This is a genomic window from Cupriavidus sp. GW822-FHT03E04 (genome assembly GCF_058801495.1).
The window spans coordinates 166,572-183,471 of the sequence record NZ_JBXANI010000009.1 but is presented as its reverse complement, the minus strand read 5'-3'; the positions used below and the strand labels follow the sequence as shown (position 1 = coordinate 183,471).

The following is a 16,900-nucleotide window of genomic DNA, read 5'->3' as shown; positions in this document are numbered from 1 at the left end:
CGCCGGGATTCCGGCGCCTCTTTTTTGTCGTGCGCGGCCGGCTTGCCGCCCACGCTCAGGCGCTCGCCGTGCCTGACACCGCATCCGCCAGCGCGCCGGCGCTGTCCTCGTTCGCCTCGCTCGCCTCGCTCACCTCGGCCGGCTCGCCGCGCGCCAGCTGCACCTCGATGTAGCGCACCAGATGCGCCGCCAGCGCGGCGCGGCTGTCAGCAAGAAACAGCGAATGATCGAACGTGGGCAGGGTGCGCACGCGGATGTTGCCCAGGCCCTGCAGCGCTTCGAGGTTGCCGCCAAAGCGGTCCTTGGCTTCTTCCAGCCCGATATCGCTCATCCCGTACAGGAAGTCCGTCTGCACGCCGCGCCGGTCGAGCTCCCGCATGGCGGCCCGCGCGAAGCCGGTCACGGTGGTGGTGTCGCCGCCGCCGCGCCAGCGCGCCATGGAGGCGGCGCCGCGTTGCATCGCGCGCCGCGCGCATCGGCGTGCGAAGCCGGACAGGATCGGCCAGACCTTGACCTGGCCGCGCCACAGCCGCTGCCAGTTCTGCGCGCGGCGCACGGCCGCCACGTAGCCCCGCATGGACTGCACCCGTTCGTTCACGGCGGCGGTGTCGGCATCGTCCCAGCGGAATTTCGCCAGGTTGGCCAGGACCAGGCCGTTGACCGCCGGATTGCGCAACGCCACGTGCAGGCTGATGAACGCGCCCGAGCAAACCCCGGACATGACGATGCGCTTGTACCCCTGCGCGCGCAGCCAGTCGACGGCGGCACTGGCATCGTCGCAGGCGCTCTGCGCGTATACCGCGGGAATGCTCATCTGGCGTGCCGGGGCCGGACTATCGCCCAGCGTAGAGAGATCGAGGCGTAATGCGGTTACGCCGTGCCGAGCCAATTCGCGCGACAAGCTCACAAAGACCCGCCCGTCGCCCACATGGTGGTTGCCGCCGGTATTGGGAAAGAGCACCGCGACATCGCTCGCGCCGCGCCGCGCGGGCTGGCAAAGGATGCCGAACTGGCGCCCGCGATCCAGCCATACCCGTTGCTCGCGCACGCCGTCCACCTCGCATTCCAGCGCAGGACTCTCATTGCCTGGCGCAGGCAGGCCGGGCGCGGCGCCGCGGCGCCTTGCGACGACGGCCGGGCGCACCCAGGCCAGCACCTCTTGCCAGGCGCTCTCAGGCACCTGCGCACACTCGGCGGCTTGCATCATGCCGGGGTACTCGCCAAAGGTGCCCAGCGTGACTTCGGCCCCCGAGCCGCGATAAAGCGTACCCATTTCTGCGACGGGGGAGGTGGCCCCCGGCCAAGCGTCGAGCAGCAGCACGCGCGGCGCGGGGCAGCCCTTGCGGCGGGCCAGGCGCAGGCCTTCGAGCGTCGTCACGGTGTCGGGCTGGAAACGATAGGCCAGCACGTCGAGCGACCCGTTGGTGGGCGGCGTGAGCTCGATGTCGGGGATTACGTTGTTGACCCAACTGGTGTGCAACGCGCGCAGCTCGCGCAGATAGGCGCGCCCGCTCACCACCGGCGCCAGCAGGACCAGGCCGGCCACGGTACCGGGCTCGCGCGCGGCCATTGCCTCGGCGGCGAGCACGGCCAGCGTGGCCCCCAGGCGCAGGCCGCACAGCACGACCCGGCTCACCCCAGCCTGCTCGCGCAGCGTGGTTACCGCGGCCAGGATGCCATGCACACACCAGGCAATATGCTCGCCATCGGCATCGGTGCCGGCGGAGTCACCGGTGCCGGGATAATCGAAGCGCAGCACCGGCAAACCCGCGGCGGCGAGATCTGCGGCCAGGTGGCGAAACGCCCTGTGCGACCACATCGCCTCGTGGCCGTGCGGGTTGCACAGCACCACGCCCGTGGTGCCTGCGGCCTCGTGCAGCCAGCCGGCACAGCCCTCGAACAAGACCGGTTTCATGACCTCTCCCAGCGAGAAATGGGGCGTTGGCCCCAGGCATTGGCGCACGCAGAAACGGGTACGCTTTGCCTTCTGATGTTGTTGGTTCGTGTTCGTGCGCCATGCCCGCCGGCGGCTCCCGGCCTGGCATAACCCATCGAAATCCGTGTCGCGGCCCGCCCAACGGCCCTGATTGGCCACCGCAGGCCGCGATTTTCATGACAACGCGCAACGTGCAGGGCACGTTGCGCGCAGGTTGCGAGGAGGCGTTTCACAAGGCCCGGGCGCACGCAGAAACGGGTACGCTCATGGAGATTTCCCTGGCGTCCCCGGCTATCAGGCGGCTGGCATGGAGCCATGGCCTGCCTGCTGCTCTGCCGAGCCGGCCGGCGCGGGGCGCGACTCCAGCGCCAGCGTTTCAGGCCGCGCGGCCGGCAGCGGCAGCCCCAGGTACGGGCTCATCGCGGCGAAGTCCGCGCGGTTGCTGCGCCGGGGCGTGACGCCGTTAAGCATGCCACCGGCAAGCCGCGCCCCGGCGCGAGCCAGGCGCTTTAGCGCCTCGTCCACTTGCGCGGCGGGCGTGACATCTGCGCGCACCACCAGCAGCGTCGAGCCGGCCAGGTTGGCGACCAGGGTGGCATCGGCCACGGCCAACACCGGCGGCGTGTCGATGATGATCAGGTCGAAGCGCGCCTTGCAGGCCTGCAGCGTCTCGGCCAGCGCCGGCATCATCAGCAGCTCGGAGGGATTGGGGGGCATCGATCCGGCGGTGATCACCGAAAGCCCCGACACCACGGTGGGCCGCATCACCGCCGCGAGCTCGGCATGGCCCGCGAGCAATTCGGCCAGCCCCGGCTCGGCGGCCTGGTCGAACCAGTTGGCGATCTTGCCGCGGCGCAGGTCGGCGTCGATCAGCAGCACGCGCTGGCCAGCCTCGGCGAACAGCACGGCCAGGTTAACGGAGGCAAAGGTCTTGCCGGTGCCCGGCGCCGGGCTGGTCACGGCCAGCACCGCATCGGGCGCGTTGCGCACGGCGAAATGCAAAGCCGCGCGCACGCTGCGCAGGCCCTCCACCGCGAGCGCGTGCGGCGAGCGCCGCGCCAGCAAGAAGCGGTCATGCAGCCCGCACCGCAGCAGCCGCTCGGCCTCGCCGGTGGAGAACCCGCCGGGTTCGGCCAAGGCGCTGCCAGGCGCGGGCGCATACAGGCGCGGGGTGGGCTGGGCGGCGAAGCCCATCATCATGCCCAGGCGGCGATGCACCTCGGACTGGTGTTCGAGCTCGGTCTGCTCGCTGCTGAACGCGATCTCGCCGAGCATGGGCATGCCCAGCCGCGCCTCGGCATCGGCGGCGTCGGCCACCGAAGGCCTGTAGCGCTGGCGCGCGGCCACGCCGGCAAGCCCGAGGCACAGCCCAAGCAGCGCGCCGCCGCCGGTCAGCGGCCACGGGCCAACCCCGTCGGGCCGGGCGGGCGCAAGCGCCGCATCGACGATGCGCATGTTGTTGGAGCGATCCGACTGCACCAGCGAGAGCTGCTGCACCCGGTTGCGCAACGTCATGTACATGTCCTCGGCCACCTTCACGTCGCGCGTGAGCGCCACGGACTCGCGCTCCGTCTCCGACAGGTTCTGCATGCGCGAATCCATGTCGCGGCGCACCTTGCTGAGCTCCTGGATCTGGGTGTCGACCGTGCGCACTTCATTGCTGTCGGTGGTAAAGCGTTGCAGCAGGCGGGTACGCTCCAGCCGCAGCGCGGCGATCTGGCGCTGGTAGTCCATGCTGCCGTTCAGGTACGACTGCGCGTCCTGGGTCGGCGCCATGGTGCCGCTACGGGTACGGTAGCGCGTGAGCGCGGCCTCGGCGCGCTCCAGCTCGCCCTGCACGCGCGGCAGCTCGCCGGTGACAAAGGCAAGGCTGCCGGCCGCATCATCGCGGCGCTGGGTGGTCTGGCTGTCGATATACGCTTGCGCCACGCCATTGACCAGCGCGGCGGCCAGCTTGCGATCGGGGTAGCGCCAGGCGATGCGCACAGTGCCGGCGTCGCGCGTGTGTTCGTCCACCACCAGCTCGCGCGAGATGGCATCCACGGTGGAAAGCGGATCATGGCGGATCAGTTCGAAGCGCGTGCCCGGCCGCGCATCGAGGTTGGCCACCTGCAGTTCCACATCGTTGCCCGCAGCCGGCTCGCCCGCCACGCCCTCGAACAGCAGCGCATTGCCGGCATACAGGCGATAGTGGCCCTGCGGCTGGACCTCCAGCATCAGCGGCACGTTAAGCAGGCGCTCGGGCACCGCCAGGCTGTCGATCTGGATGCGCTCGCCGCCCCAGGCGTAGCCCAGGCTTTCCGGCCAAGGGGCCATGGCTTGCCCGGGCTCGGCAAAGCGCGCCACCAGCGCACCCACCAGCGGCGCGCGCAACGGCACCGCCGAGACGTCCAAGTGCAGCCGCTCCACCACGGGCCCGACCACCGCGCGGCTGGTGAGCATGCCGGCATCGAACGGGGCGGCGGGGCCGGCCTGCGCCGCGCCGCGCGCGCCGGCATTCTGGCCTGCGTCGCGTGGCTCCACCTGCACCAGCGCCTCGACGCGATAGTGCTGCGGCATGGACAACGCAACCAGCGCACCGATGGCGCCACCGGCGAGCGTCAGCGCAACGATCCAGCCAAGGTGATCGACTAGTGCGCGCGAGCCCTGCGCTCGCGGCTGCGCCGGCTCATTTGCAGCCGGCGACGCACCGGCAAAGGTCAACCTTTTCACGGCAATCTCCCTGACCCAACCCCGCTCCCGCCTCAAGCACTGGCAAGCGCCGGCAGCAAACGATCGAACTCGCGCTTGACGAGTTTGTAGCACTCACAGGAATGTGCCTCCAGCCCATGCCGGTCGAGCACCGTGATGTGCCCGCGGCTATGCTGGATCAGGCCCAGGTCCTCCAGCTTGCCGGCGGCCTCCGTCACCCCTTCGCGGCGCACGCCCAGCATGTTGGCGATGACCTGCTGGGTGATCACCAGCTCGTTGGACGCCATGCGATCGAGGGCCAGCAGCAGCCAGCGGCAAAGCTGCTTGTTGAGCGAGTGGTGACGATTGCACACGGCGGTCTGCGCGATCTGGGTGAGCACGGCCTGCACATAGAGCAGGGTGACGCGCTGGATGGCCGGGGAGTGCGTGAATTCCTGCTTGAGCGTGGCGGCGGAAAGGCGGTAGGCAAAGCCCGGCGTGCGTACCTCGACGCGGCAGGGCATGGTGTCGCCGCCGGTCAGCACCGGGATGCCGACGAGGCCTTCATTGCCGATGGCGGCGATCTCGACGGTGGCGCCGTCCTCCAGCAGCGACAGCATCGAGACGATGGCCGTCGTGGGGAAATAGACATGATGGATGCGCTGGCCGGAATCGGTCAGCAACTGCCCGGCGCGCATGCGTACCAGCTCAAGATGCGACGACAGTAATTCCCAATCCTTGCGCGGCAAGGCGCCAAGCACATGATTGACGTGCAGATCCGAACGCTGACTGATCATTACTCTCTCCCCGTGACCAGCCGTACGAATACCTCGACCGAAGCCGGCCCACCTAGCTCCGGAGGACCCGCGCCGACCACCTTTTCTTTGACCCTGGTTCGCACGGCATTTGTGCTTGTATTAAGTGCCATATGTGGCCCTGCCAACAGTAGCCGCACGGCTGAAACCTGATCATCCTTCGGTAGGTGTGAGAGCGCGGCCGGGCCGCATCGCCGGTGCGCGGCAATGACGGCCAGGCGGCGCTTCGCGCCGTCATCGTCTGGCGTTTTTCCGCCTCTTCAGGCGCCTGGCGCGCTGTAGGCAATCGCGCGGCGCGCATTGAGTGCATGGACCTCCCCCATCGGGATGGGATCTGCCTGCGCAAGGCCTACACCCTGCGCGCCTTCGCGGCCTCCACCTTGCTGGCCGTTATCGGGCAAGAGTTTCACGCGCAGCTGGCTGCCGGGCGCAAGATGGAACCAGTCGTGTTCCGCGCGAAAGGCGATATCGTCGATGTGCACCCAGCGCGCAAAGCGCCGGGTCGACACCGTGAGCCACCAATCGCCGTCCTCGCGCGCCACGCCGACCGTCAGCTCCGGCGGCTCGAGCGCGGCCGCGCTGCGCTCGGGCAGGTAGCAGGCCTGGCTCAGCAGGGCGCCGTCGCAGGGATCGAGCAACGCGGCGCGCACCACATCGTGCAGGCGCGGCCCGAAACGATAGGCGTATGTGAAATCAAAAAAGGCACCCGCCAGCGCGGCGCCGCTGATGCGCCGCGTGGAGCGCGGGGCCAGGCACACATCGTGCGCGACATCGAGCAACGCGGTCTCGCCGTCGCGCCAGCATTGCAGTTGCAGGCGCACATTGCGCGGCGTGGCGCGCTCATTGATCAGGTGCAGGTGAATGCCATTGAGGCCTTCGTCAGTGATCAGCACCTGCAGCGGCTGCCACACCTGGCGCAAGGCATGCCAGGCCGACTTGGGCCGGGCCAGCGCATCGACAATGCCCCAGCCCGCGCCGGGCAGCAGGTCCTGCAACTGCCACACCAGGCCGCCCGAGCAGGTAGAGCCCGCTCGCCGCCATTCGCTGAAAACGTCGGTCATCAACTCCGCCACCACGGCGCGGGACAACATCAGGTAGCGCGCTGTGTCCTCGTAGCGCAGGCGCGGCGGGTCCACCTTGAACAATTCGCGCAAATAGAAGTCGCGCACATCTTCGAAGTCCCAACCGCTGCCGGCATCGCGCGGCACACGGGCCTTCCAGCGTGGATCATGCACGGGCGGCACCGCGAGCGCGTCCGACACGGTACGCGCGCAAGGCACGTTGGAAAACGCCAGGCACTCCGAGGTAAACCGCACATTGGCGCGGCGCGCGTCGTCAAGCGAGCGCTGGTAGGCGCCCACGCCGTAGTAGTGCGTCACGCCGCTGTCGGCCTGGAAGGGCCACGCACCGCCGCACGGCGAGTTGCGCACATACACCGCGTCGGGATGCCAGGCTGCAATGCACGCTGGAATGATCTCGTCGAACAAGGGCTGGCGCCAGGTGGCCGCGGGCGTGCCCATCATCGCGGCCTGCTGCTCGACTTCGCTGCCGCCGCACAGCACCGCCACGCTGGGATGATGGCGATGCGCCGCCAGCCACTCGCTGACCTCGCGCGTGGCCTGCGCCATCAGCGGGCGCACGGCCTCGGCGCTGGCCGAGTAATCGAAGTTCGCGAACATGAAATCCTGCCAGACCAGCAGGCCAAGCGCGTCGCACGCGTCGAAGAAGGCCTCCCCCTGGTAGCAGGTAACACCGCTCACGCGCACCATGTTCATGCCCGCGCCGTGCGCCAGCGCGAGCCACTTGCGCACTTCGTCGGGCGCATCGGCGTGGCCGGCAAGGTCGTGGCTGGTCCAGCAGGCCCCGCGGCAAAAGATGCGCTCGCCGTTGATGCGCAGCGCAAACCCCTGGGCGTCCTCTTCGTGGTCCGCCAGGCCGTCGGTGCTGCCATGGATGGTTCGGTCGAGCTCGATGCGGCGAAAGCCGACCTGCCCACACGCGATGCGCTCTTCGCCCAGCCGCAGATGCACCGCATAGCGCTCGGGCGCGCCATGCGTGTGCGGCCACCACAAGCGCGGCTCGGGCACGGCCAGCTCGCCCTCGTAGGCGATGCCGCCGGTGCCGGCGGCGTCCACTGCCTTCATGGGTGCCTCGCGGCCATCGACGCACAGCATGATCGTCATCGCTGGCGGCAGCGGTGCCACGTCGCGCAGGCGCAGCCGGATGACGCCACCCTGCGCCGCATCGGCGGCCAGGCTTGCCTGCAGGTCCAGGCGCGCCGTCAGCAGCGGGCTCGCGTCGGTGGCAAGCGCCAGCAGGTCGATGCCGCGCCAGGGCCCGATCGTATGCACGCTTGGGCACCAGCCGGGCATGTGGCCCAGCAGCGTGGTGCGGACCAGGCGCAATGTGGGCGGCGTGATCATGCGCGGCTTCCAGCGCACCGGGCCGCGCTGCGTGCGCAGCCAGCGGTGCAGCGAGCGAAAGCACAGGCAGAGCACATGCTCGCCATCGAGATGGAGCTCGGCCTCGAACGCCGTAAACATGTTCTGCGCGTCGAGCACGCGCACCTCATCGAGCCAGACCTCGGCCACGGTAGCCAGGCCGTGCAGGCGCAGCCGGTACGCGCCCGTGCCGGACACCGTCACGCGGTACCAGTAGTCGTGATCGTGCAGCGGCCGCGGTGCCGCCGCCTGCCATTGCCCCGCAGCCTGGAGCGCCTGCGCCACCGTCCCGGGCACCTGGGCCGCCATCCACGGGCCGCGCCCGGCCAGCGCCGCGGGCGATGCCACGGCGCCGGCGGGCGTCTCGAGCAAGGCCCAGTCGCCGGCGAGCGGGTGCCGGTGCACGGGTCGCCCAGGGACGGGTGTCAAGCCAGGCGGCGCATGCATGGGAGGCGGCCCTCAGTGCTCGGCTTCGCCCACGTAGCCCGCCAGCGCCGGCACCGCCAGCTCGTAGGAGGCCTCGAGCTGGTCCAGGCAATCCTGGCAGCGATCCACGCGGCGGCTGATGATGGAGCGCACCAGGCGGAACTGCATCACCATGGCCTCGGACGCGAGCTTCTGGCACGCGCCCGCAATGCTCTCAGGCATCGGCTGGCCATGCTGCGCCAGCCAGCGCAGGTACTGCCCGAGCAGCTCGAAGTTGGCGCCGAGCTGGCGCAGCACGCTAAAGGCGTAGGGATGGAAGGTTTGCTCGCCACCGGCCATCAGTGCTTCCTGATGCGCGGGAAACGCCGTGCGGAATGCCGTGATGGGATTCTGACGCGGACGGCGCGCCAGGTGCTTGCGCAGGAGCGCCAGCGACGCGCGCACCAGCATCGCCCCTTCCAGCGCGGGGAACCGGCGGCGCGCCACCTCGGCGTAGGGGAACAGCAGGTTCACGTCGTCCGCCAGCGCGGGCAGACGACGGAACAGCCCGGCGTAGTCCTCGCCGGTGGCCACGTGATAGCCCTCGTTATGGTAGTAACCCACGGACTGCGCCTCGGGCATCATCACATCGATGCCGATGGTGGTCTTGGTATGCTCGCGCCGGTACGACGTAGCCCGGTTGTCCGGCAGGTAAAAGCCATCCACCTCGAGCAGTACCACGTGGCCGCGGCAGGTCTGCCCGGCGACGCGGTCTTCCATCGACTCATATAGCGACAGCTCCTGCACCACCACGCCGTAGAGACGTTCGAGATCGTCCGGCGGGTATTTGAAGAAGGTGAACTGATCGCCCTCGAAATCCTGCGACACGGTGAACCCGAGCGCCGCAACCGGGTCCAGCTCCCAGCCGTGCAGCAGTTCGATCCACAAGTCCACATAGCAGTTGGTCTGCGGCCAGACGGGATTGCCATTGTGCAAGGCGTGCGACACGTGCATGCCGCGCTCCAGGGTTCGCGGGTCAACGAGCATTACAGCCCTCCCAGGGTGGCGCGTACGTCCTTGGGCCACAGCGACAGGTCGAAGCCGTGGTGGCGCAGCAGCGCCAGCGTCAGGCGCTCGATGCCAAATCCCACGCAGCCGGTGTGCGCCGGCTCGCCGTCGGCGGTGCGCAGCGCCCACACCTGGCCGAAGTGGTCCATGTGGTAATTGAAACTCATGCACGCCGTGGGCGGGGCGCCCTCGTTGATCGGGATGAGCAACTCGAACTTGAGCTTCAGTTCGCGCTGGCTGTCCGCCACGATCTTGCCGCCGCGCCCGAAGAACGGGTCATTGGCCACGTCCACCTCGTGCGGAAGCTCGAGCATGGTGGCCAGCTGCTGGCCGCGCTCCATCCACAACTGGCGAAAGGCGATGATCTGCCCGGCATCGCCCAGGCGCACATACTCACGCTGGCGGAACATCTGCATGCGCGCCGGATCGATCGAAGGCTCGTGGCGGAAGCAATACGACATCACATCCACCACCAGCCCCTGCGGCGGCATCGGGCCGCGCCGCGCCACCGCCGGATAGATCGGGTAGCACGCGGCCGGCGTTAGCACCACGCGGGTCGGCCGCTGCTCGTCAGCCCATTCCTCGCCCGCCTCCATCCGCGCAAGCAGGCGATGATGGTCGCGATCGCTGCCGCAAAAGCTGTGCACGGTGCCGGCTAGCTGTGGAAAGCTCTTCAGGTAGTCGCTAGCCTCGAAATCCTCGCGCGACATGGCGGGCGGAAAGCGCATCACTTCCGCGCGCTGGTCGGCGCCGAGCGCGGTGACGGCCACGTTCAGGCCGTCCGCGATGGCCTCGAACACCGCGCTGCGGCCATAAACGCCGTCGACCCCGCTCGGGATCAGCAGGCCCGCCTCAATCAATGCCTGCTGGTAGCGCCGCTGGCCTGCCTGCGGATCGCCGTACGAAGGCGTAGCGGCCGAAGCGGCGGCTGCGTCCGCGGGCGCGGAATTGGCGCGATCTTCCACGCTGACGTTGGCATCCATGTCGTGCTCCTTAGCTGGAACGCTCGGCCAGCAGCAAGCTAGCGGTATTGGTCAGGATCCGGTCATTGTTGATCATCAGCGGCGCGGACCAGAGATCGCGCAGGTGACGCCCGAGGCTGTAAGGCGTGCCTTGCTTGTAGCCGGCCATGCCGCAGATCATCATCGCCTGCTGCACCACCTCGATCGCCATCGTGCTCACACTGGTCTTCAGGCCGTTCATCTCCGCGGCGAGCGAGAACAGTGCCGACACCGAGAGGCCCGTGTGACGCTGGCGCTGGTGCTCCAATGCGAGCTCAAGCCGCCCCTCCATCATCTGCACCATCGCCACCGCGTCGGCCACCCGCGTGGCCGAAGGCGGCAGCGAGCCCGGGCGCGCACGCGCCTGCCCCTGGAAGAAGGCCTTGGCGCGCTGCACGGCATCACCGGCGATGCCGGTCCACAAGGCGGCCCACAGGATGTGCGAAACCGGCGTCATGGTGCCGTCCGCGATCTCGCCGAACGCCACCGGAAGGATCTGCTCGCAGGCGCCGCGCGCTTCCAGGCGAAAGCCGTTGCTGCAGGTGCCACGCATGCCAAGGGTGTCCCACGCGCTGAGGCTCTGCAGCGTGAAATCGTCTTTGAGCAGGCACACCATGACCTGGTCCGAGGGCGAGGCATCGGCATGGCGGCGCGCGGTGGCCAGGATGGCGTCGGACTGCGCGCCGTAGGAAATCGTGGGCGCCATCTTGAGCAGATGGAATCGGTCGTTCTCGACATTGACGGCACAGCCGCTGTTGCGCAGGGCACCGCCGATCGCTTCCTCGGAGGTGGCCGAGGCAAGCAGCAATTGCTCTGAGGCAATGCGTTGAAGCAACTGCTCATGCCAGGGGTTGCCCGTTCCGTGCTCGACGATACAGGCCACCTGGATCTGGTGCATGGCGTAGACCATGCCCACCGAGGAGCAGGCCGCGCCCAGCACGCGGCAGATGGCCGCGACCGTGTCGAGCGACGCGCCTGCGCCGCCGTGCGCCGCGGGCACCATGGCGCTAAGCAGCCGGTGCTGCCGGATTGCAGCAAACGCGTCGTGCGGGAACGCCGCATCGCGGTCAACCTGATCGGCGTGCTTGGCCGCTTCGAGCGCCGCAAGCTGCGCCGCCGCCATCAGCTCGGTGGCGGTGGTGTGCTCAGTCATCGGGCGTGCCAGGTCCACGCTGGTTAAGGGGGGGCTCATGCTGCCTCCTGTTGCTGTCTTAGCTGTTCGGCCGCCGCTGCCAGCGAGTTGACGCTGCGAAAGAGCTGCCGGGTCAGCATGGCATCCGGGATCTCGATATTGAATGCGTTTTCGATTGCCAGCATCACATGAACGGTGGCAAGCGATGACAATCCGGCTTCGTAAAGATCGGCCTGGTCATCGAGCGCGTCTACCGACACGTCGAGCCGCGCCACCTCGGCAAGAATCTGTCGAATGGTTGCCTTCATCTCTGGTTCTCCTCTGTGAGGATGCTCGGGTTTCATCATTGGGCCGCAGCTACTGGCCGGCTTCGGTGCGCTGGCCCACCAACTTTGCAAGTCGGCTGGCGGCCCGGGTGTCCTGGGGGGTGAAGAACTCAGAACACCTCGCGTCCCGTCCAGCCATGCAGCGCCGTGCGCAAGATAATGTGCAGGTCCAGGCGGAAGGACCAGTTGCGGATGTAGAAGATGTCAAACTCGATGCGCTGGCGCATCTTCTCTACCGTGTCGGTCTGGCCGCGAAAGCCGTTGATCTGCGCCCAGCCGGTGATGCCGGGCTTGACCCGGTGGCGCAGCATGTAGCGATCGATGACTTCCTTGTAGATCTCGTTGTGCTCGATGGCGTGCGGGCGCGGGCCCACCACCGACATCTCGCCACGCAGCACGTTGACGAACTGCGGCAGCTCGTCCAGGCTGGTGCGGCGCAGGAAGGCACCGATGCGCGTGACGCGTGCATCGCCGCGCACGGCCTGGGTCACGCTGCCCGCGTCCTGGTGCTGCACCATGGTGCGGAACTTGTAGACGTGGAATGGCCGGCCATCCATGCCCAGCCGAGCCTGGCGGAACAGGACAGGGCCGGGAGACGAGTGCTTGACCAGCACCGCGATCAGCAGCAGCAGCGGCGACAGCCCGACCAGCGCCGCCAGCGCGAAAACGCGGTCGAAGCTGCCCTTGAGCAATCCTGTGATGCCCGACTGCGGTGGGCTGTTCAGGTCGATGACCGGCAGGCCGAGGAAGTCGCTGAAGCGATGGCCGAGCAGTTCGACCGCCATGATGTCAGGCACCCAGCGGATGTCGATCAGGTCGTTGCGGAAGTGGGAGACCACGTCATAGAGATCGCGGCACGCAGCCATCGGCAGCGTCAGCCAGATTTCGCGCACGCCATTGTTGCGCACGAACGTGCAAACCTGCTGCAGCGAATCCAGCCGCGTTACGCCCGCGGGCACCGGCTGCTCCGTGCCTTCGTCGTAGATGCCGGCGACATCGTATCCCGCGCCGCGATTGTTCCGTACGCGCTGGTACATCTCGTGGCCAAGCGAGCCGTAGCCCAGGATCACCACACGCTTGGCATTGATGCCGTGCTCGCGCACGCTGCCCAGCATGCCGTAGAGCACCACCCGGGAGGCCAGCAGCATGACGGCCACGCTCAGGACCCAGCCCATCGACCAAAGCCGGGACAGCGCGGCCGACTGGTGCATCAGGTACGCCGTGACCAAGCCCAGCATGCACACCGCGCCCCAGGCCGCGAGCGTGCGCACCGCCAACGCGGCGCGGCTGCGGCCGCGCCAGGAGTTGTACAGGCCGCAGGCGGGGAACACCAGCAAGGTGCTGACCGAGCACAACACGGTGATGAAGCCATGGACCGGAGCGGCGCCACGCAGGCCCTGGGGAAACAGCAGTTCGCCAACCACCGCGCCGCAGGCGGCAACGATGGCCGCATCGGCGAAGCGATACAGGATTTGGAAGGCGGCCTGCCTCTCGGCAACGAATGCGCGAACCGTCGACATGATCTGCCTCCATCCGGCGAGCCGGACTTGTTATGCAGATCATGGTTACGCCGCGGCAGCGCTACCGTCTGTTTGCTTGCGCACAGACGGGCTCTGGACGCGTGCTGGCGGGCGGGGCCTCCCGCCTCAGCGCGGCGTGGCGGGGGACAGGCAAGCCAGCACCGCGGATCCCTCGCGCTGGCCAGCCCATTCGCGCCATTGCCCGCGCTGGAACGGCTTGTCACGCCCGGCCAGCCGGGCGGCAAGGATTTCGAGCCAGTGATGCGTGGGCGCGGCGACACCAACCGCCGGCACGCCCAGCATCAGGACGACCACCAGCACGCCTGCCAGGGCCGGTGCCGAGCGGGCCGGCCGCCGGCCCCAGAAGATGAAGCTCAGGCTGACGGCAAATCCGAGCGCAAGCCCGCTCAGCACTTCCGAGCCTGAATGCGCCTGCAGCTTCAGCCGCGAGACGCCCACCAGCAACGCCAGCAACAGGCCGATCCCGCCGGCGCCAACTGCAAGACGAGGATGCCGCGCCGACACGATCAGGTAGAACAGCACCGGCAATACCGACGCCGACATCATGCTATGCCCGGAAAACCCCGTGAAGTTGAGCGCCGCGCAGCCAATGCCCCAGCCCATGAAGGCCAGCTTGGAGGCCAGCACCACTGCTGCGGTCACACCGAAGCTCAGCACCCAGCGGCGTGCGCTGGCAACGGCGCCGGCATGGAACAGCCATGCGGCGATCAACACGGCGCAGGGCAGCAGCAGGGAGGTTTCGCCGAAGCGGGAGATGAGGTGCCAGGGAATCATGATGGCTGTTGGAGGGTCGAGCACGCGAGCAAAGTAACACAGTTGCGCAACAGCTTCTCCGCAGGCTTGCCCGCTGCGCGGGCTTTCGGGCTGGCCTCAACCCAACCAGAAGCATGAGGCGGCCACGGTGCCACCCGCGGGCCATGCGGCAATGCGAAGCACGCACTGGGCTGGCGGGTTTCCCTGGGAACTGGGGGGCCTGCCCTTCAGCCATGTGGCAGATGCATCTTCTGGTCGATACAGCTACCGCGGGTGTTTGGCTATCGTCGGAGAGTGGCCCGCCGAGCGGAATCGAGCTGGCCACTTTAGAGTCCGCATGGTCCCCCGGTCGGCGGACTCTTTTTTTTTGTGCGGCGCCTTTGGATTTCGGCAATTTTGCGGGCAGCCATCTCAGGCAGGAAAAGAAACAGGCCACGGTTTGCCGCCTCTGCCAGCCGGCTCGACCGTGGCCATCAAGATCCGGCGCAGCATGTGCTGCGACCGAAACACGCGTGCGCGCATCCCTACCGGCATGCGCACCGGAAAATCTCCGGTCCCCCGAACACGCGCTCGTCGTCGCCCCCTCTTGCCTTACTCTCGTTGTCTTGCCGCGGATGAGCAGCCGGTGGCATCCCGCACTGCTGCCGGGATGCCCTGGCTTAGCGGCCGCGGCCTAGCCGGCCGCCGGCTCATGCACGCGCTCCAGCGCCGGTTCGCTCGCCACCACCACGCAGTACTCGTGGCGAGCGAGCAGTCCGGCCCGCACGGATGCCACCTGCCTGCGTGCTTCCTGCTCACCGGCAAAGGTAGCTGCCGCGATCGCAGCAGCCTCGCAGGCGTAGCGCCTGCCATGCAACTCTCCGCGGTACAGCAGCGGCTCGTCGCGCCCGGTAGTCAGCCTGATTTCGTAGCAGCACGCCCACTTGCCCCGGCCCTCCGGCACGGCAAAGCCGCGCACGACCAGGATATCCAGCCCGTTTTCCATATGACCCCCTGTGCAGCGCGCGGCGGCCGGCTTGACATTGAGCGTCCCGGCTTCGTTATCCGCGCACTATCAGCATAGGTAGCCGCATTGGCGCGCGCATCATCCCCTTGCCGTAGACCCACCTGAACCGATGGGGGAGGGCGGTGGCATGGCAAAGGCCCTGCGCGGAAAACACTGGCCCCCGGCACGCACCAGCGCCACCGCGGCCCGCGTTTGCTCGGGCGAGGCGGGCACCGGCAGGCAGCCGCCAGCGCCGAGGCCAGCGGCGTAGCGCGCGAACTCGGGGTCGGGGGTCTCGCTCATGACCAGCCAGCGCCGGGGCGCCAGACGGGAGTGCAGTGCATCGAGCAGACGGAACGGATCGGTATCGGTGCCGCTGCAGTCAAGCAGCGCGAACTCGATGGGACCCGGAGGTAATTCGGCTGGGGTCGCCTCCAGCAGCCATTCGGGGGTCTGCGATAGCACGGGGGCGAGCGCGGCAAGCTCGCGGAGGTGCCGCAGCACACCTCGTCGCAGCATCATGTTGTGGGCAAGCAGGAGCGTTGTCATCGGCTGTGGGCGACAGCGGGTTGCGTTGGTTGCGTTGGTTGCGCGGGGTGCGCTAAGCCAGCGAGTGCCAGGACCGGCTTCCCGCGAGAGCCACTTGTTTGTTGATCAGGGTAGCAAGTAGAGCACTACGCCGCCTCGTGCATTCGGATGAGGCGGCGTGTTGCAGAGGCTGGAGTCACTGGTGCTTTGGGCCGCCGGGCGCCACTGCGCGCGCTCGGAGGGACTAACGATCAGGCCGCCTGGCAGACACCGGCCAGCTCGACCGGCGACAGCCCCGCGCCGCGAATCGGCACGGCAGCGGTTGCCGGGCCCGGCCAACTCAGCTTCGCGCCACGCTGCAGCGCTACGTAGACCGCCTCGCCCTTGTTGCGCACGTGCAGGCGCTGGTAAAGGGTGCATGCATGCGTCTTGGCGGTAGCCACCGAGATGTTCAGCAGGCGGCTGACGGTCTTGATCGGATAGCCGCGCGCCAGCAGCGCCAGCACCTCGTACTGGCGCTCGGTGATATTAAGCAGGTGCGATCCGGCCGAAGGCGTTTCCGGCTCTGGGGCATCGGCGCCCGGCAGGTGCTGTGCCGGGTGGGCGGCTGCCTCACGTTCGCCATCGACCTGGGTCGGTCCGGCGTGCATATGCAGCGTGGCCAGCGACGGCCTGGCCGGGACCGAGGGCCACGGCACAGGGCTCGCATCGGCGTGCGCCGCCTGGGCCCGGGCGGGAAAGCACTCGCCGTCGGCAAGGACAAGGCGGATCGCCGCATCCAGCATGTCGGCGCTGCAGGCCTTGGACAACAGGCCGCGCACGCTGTCGGGCATGGGGGTACCGTTCTGCGGCGACAAAATCTGCTCGGACAGCACCAGGACCCGCTTCGGCATCAGTGTCTGGCAAGACTGATCCAGTTCTTGCCAGCTCAACACCGGGTCCGCCGACAATCCGTAGATCATCAGGTCGGCATGGCAGAGCCACTCGGCTGGATATGGCAGGGCACCGGGATCGATATCGACGAGGTCGCCGTGGAGGCCGGCCTGGGTCAACAGATGGCGCAGACCCAGGCGCAGGAGGGGATGAGGCTCGATCAAGAGGATTGTGGCCATGGCCGCTCTCTTTTTTTGTTACGGCATGGCGAGCCCCGCGACAACCCGCACATGCTAACGGAAATGCCCCACTATGCTGCGGTTGCATTTCCATACGATCCGTTTCGCCTCCAGGCCGTGGCTGCGTACCCGTCAAGGTCCCGCTGCCCGACTGACCATCCCGTGGAGTCGCTATCGAATCGCCCCG

The 16,900-nt window shown here is 68.2% G+C and carries 13 protein-coding genes; all 13 read right to left on the bottom strand.

The genetic code is table 11. The features are described from left to right. Positions 1-55: 55 nt before the first annotated feature. Entirely contained in the window at positions 56-1,915 is a 1,860-nt protein-coding gene (locus tag AC1RQC_RS14800) for an alpha/beta fold hydrolase (RefSeq protein WP_492883807.1), read from the bottom strand. A gap of 315 nt (positions 1,916-2,230) precedes the next feature. Continuing rightward, complete coding sequence (locus AC1RQC_RS14795) at positions 2,231-4,639, bottom strand: polysaccharide biosynthesis tyrosine autokinase (RefSeq protein ID WP_492371955.1); 2,409 nt, start codon at positions 4,637-4,639, stop codon at positions 2,231-2,233. Positions 4,640-4,680: 41 nt separating this feature from the next. Next, on the bottom strand, positions 4,681-5,403 hold the full coding sequence (locus tag AC1RQC_RS14790) for a Crp/Fnr family transcriptional regulator (RefSeq protein WP_492371894.1): 723 nt from the start codon (positions 5,401-5,403) through the stop codon (positions 4,681-4,683). A 278-nt stretch (positions 5,404-5,681) separates the two neighbouring features. After that, positions 5,682-8,291, bottom strand: a complete 2,610-nt coding sequence (locus AC1RQC_RS14785; RefSeq protein WP_492883805.1) for a glycoside hydrolase family 2 protein — start codon at positions 8,289-8,291, stop codon at positions 5,682-5,684. A gap of 30 nt (positions 8,292-8,321) precedes the next feature. Beyond that, complete coding sequence (locus AC1RQC_RS14780; protein WP_492883803.1) at positions 8,322-9,314, bottom strand: DUF1839 family protein; 993 nt, start codon at positions 9,312-9,314, stop codon at positions 8,322-8,324. After that, positions 9,314-10,318, bottom strand: coding sequence for an amino acid--[acyl-carrier-protein] ligase (locus tag AC1RQC_RS14775; RefSeq protein ID WP_492371897.1), 1,005 nt, complete (start codon positions 10,316-10,318; stop codon positions 9,314-9,316). The genes AC1RQC_RS14780 and AC1RQC_RS14775 overlap by 1 nt, the downstream gene beginning before the upstream one ends. Before the next feature lie 10 nt (positions 10,319-10,328). Next, complete coding sequence (locus tag AC1RQC_RS14770) at positions 10,329-11,528, bottom strand: acyl-CoA dehydrogenase family protein (RefSeq protein WP_492371898.1); 1,200 nt, start codon at positions 11,526-11,528, stop codon at positions 10,329-10,331. Then, a complete protein-coding gene (locus tag AC1RQC_RS14765) occupies positions 11,525-11,776 on the bottom strand; it encodes an acyl carrier protein (protein WP_017225097.1) in 252 nt (83 codons plus the stop codon). Before AC1RQC_RS14765 ends, AC1RQC_RS14770 begins: the two co-directional genes overlap by 4 nt. Before the next feature lie 128 nt (positions 11,777-11,904). Then, a complete protein-coding gene (locus AC1RQC_RS14760) occupies positions 11,905-13,314 on the bottom strand; it encodes an undecaprenyl-phosphate glucose phosphotransferase (protein WP_492883801.1) in 1,410 nt (469 codons plus the stop codon). A 126-nt stretch (positions 13,315-13,440) separates the two neighbouring features. Beyond that, complete coding sequence (locus AC1RQC_RS14755) at positions 13,441-14,109, bottom strand: phosphatase PAP2 family protein (protein WP_492371900.1); 669 nt, start codon at positions 14,107-14,109, stop codon at positions 13,441-13,443. 652 nt (positions 14,110-14,761) lie between these two features. Continuing rightward, positions 14,762-15,073 (bottom strand): hypothetical protein, encoded by a 312-nt coding sequence (locus AC1RQC_RS14750; RefSeq protein ID WP_492371901.1) that lies wholly within the window; start codon positions 15,071-15,073, stop codon positions 14,762-14,764. A gap of 99 nt (positions 15,074-15,172) precedes the next feature. Beyond that, complete coding sequence (locus AC1RQC_RS14745) at positions 15,173-15,622, bottom strand: DNA-binding response regulator (RefSeq protein WP_492371902.1); 450 nt, start codon at positions 15,620-15,622, stop codon at positions 15,173-15,175. A gap of 230 nt (positions 15,623-15,852) precedes the next feature. Beyond that, the gene (locus tag AC1RQC_RS14740; protein ID WP_492371903.1) at positions 15,853-16,713 is read right to left on the bottom strand and encodes a response regulator transcription factor; all 861 of its coding nucleotides are present in this window, start codon (positions 16,711-16,713) and stop codon (positions 15,853-15,855) included. Positions 16,714-16,900: the final 187 nt, after the last annotated feature.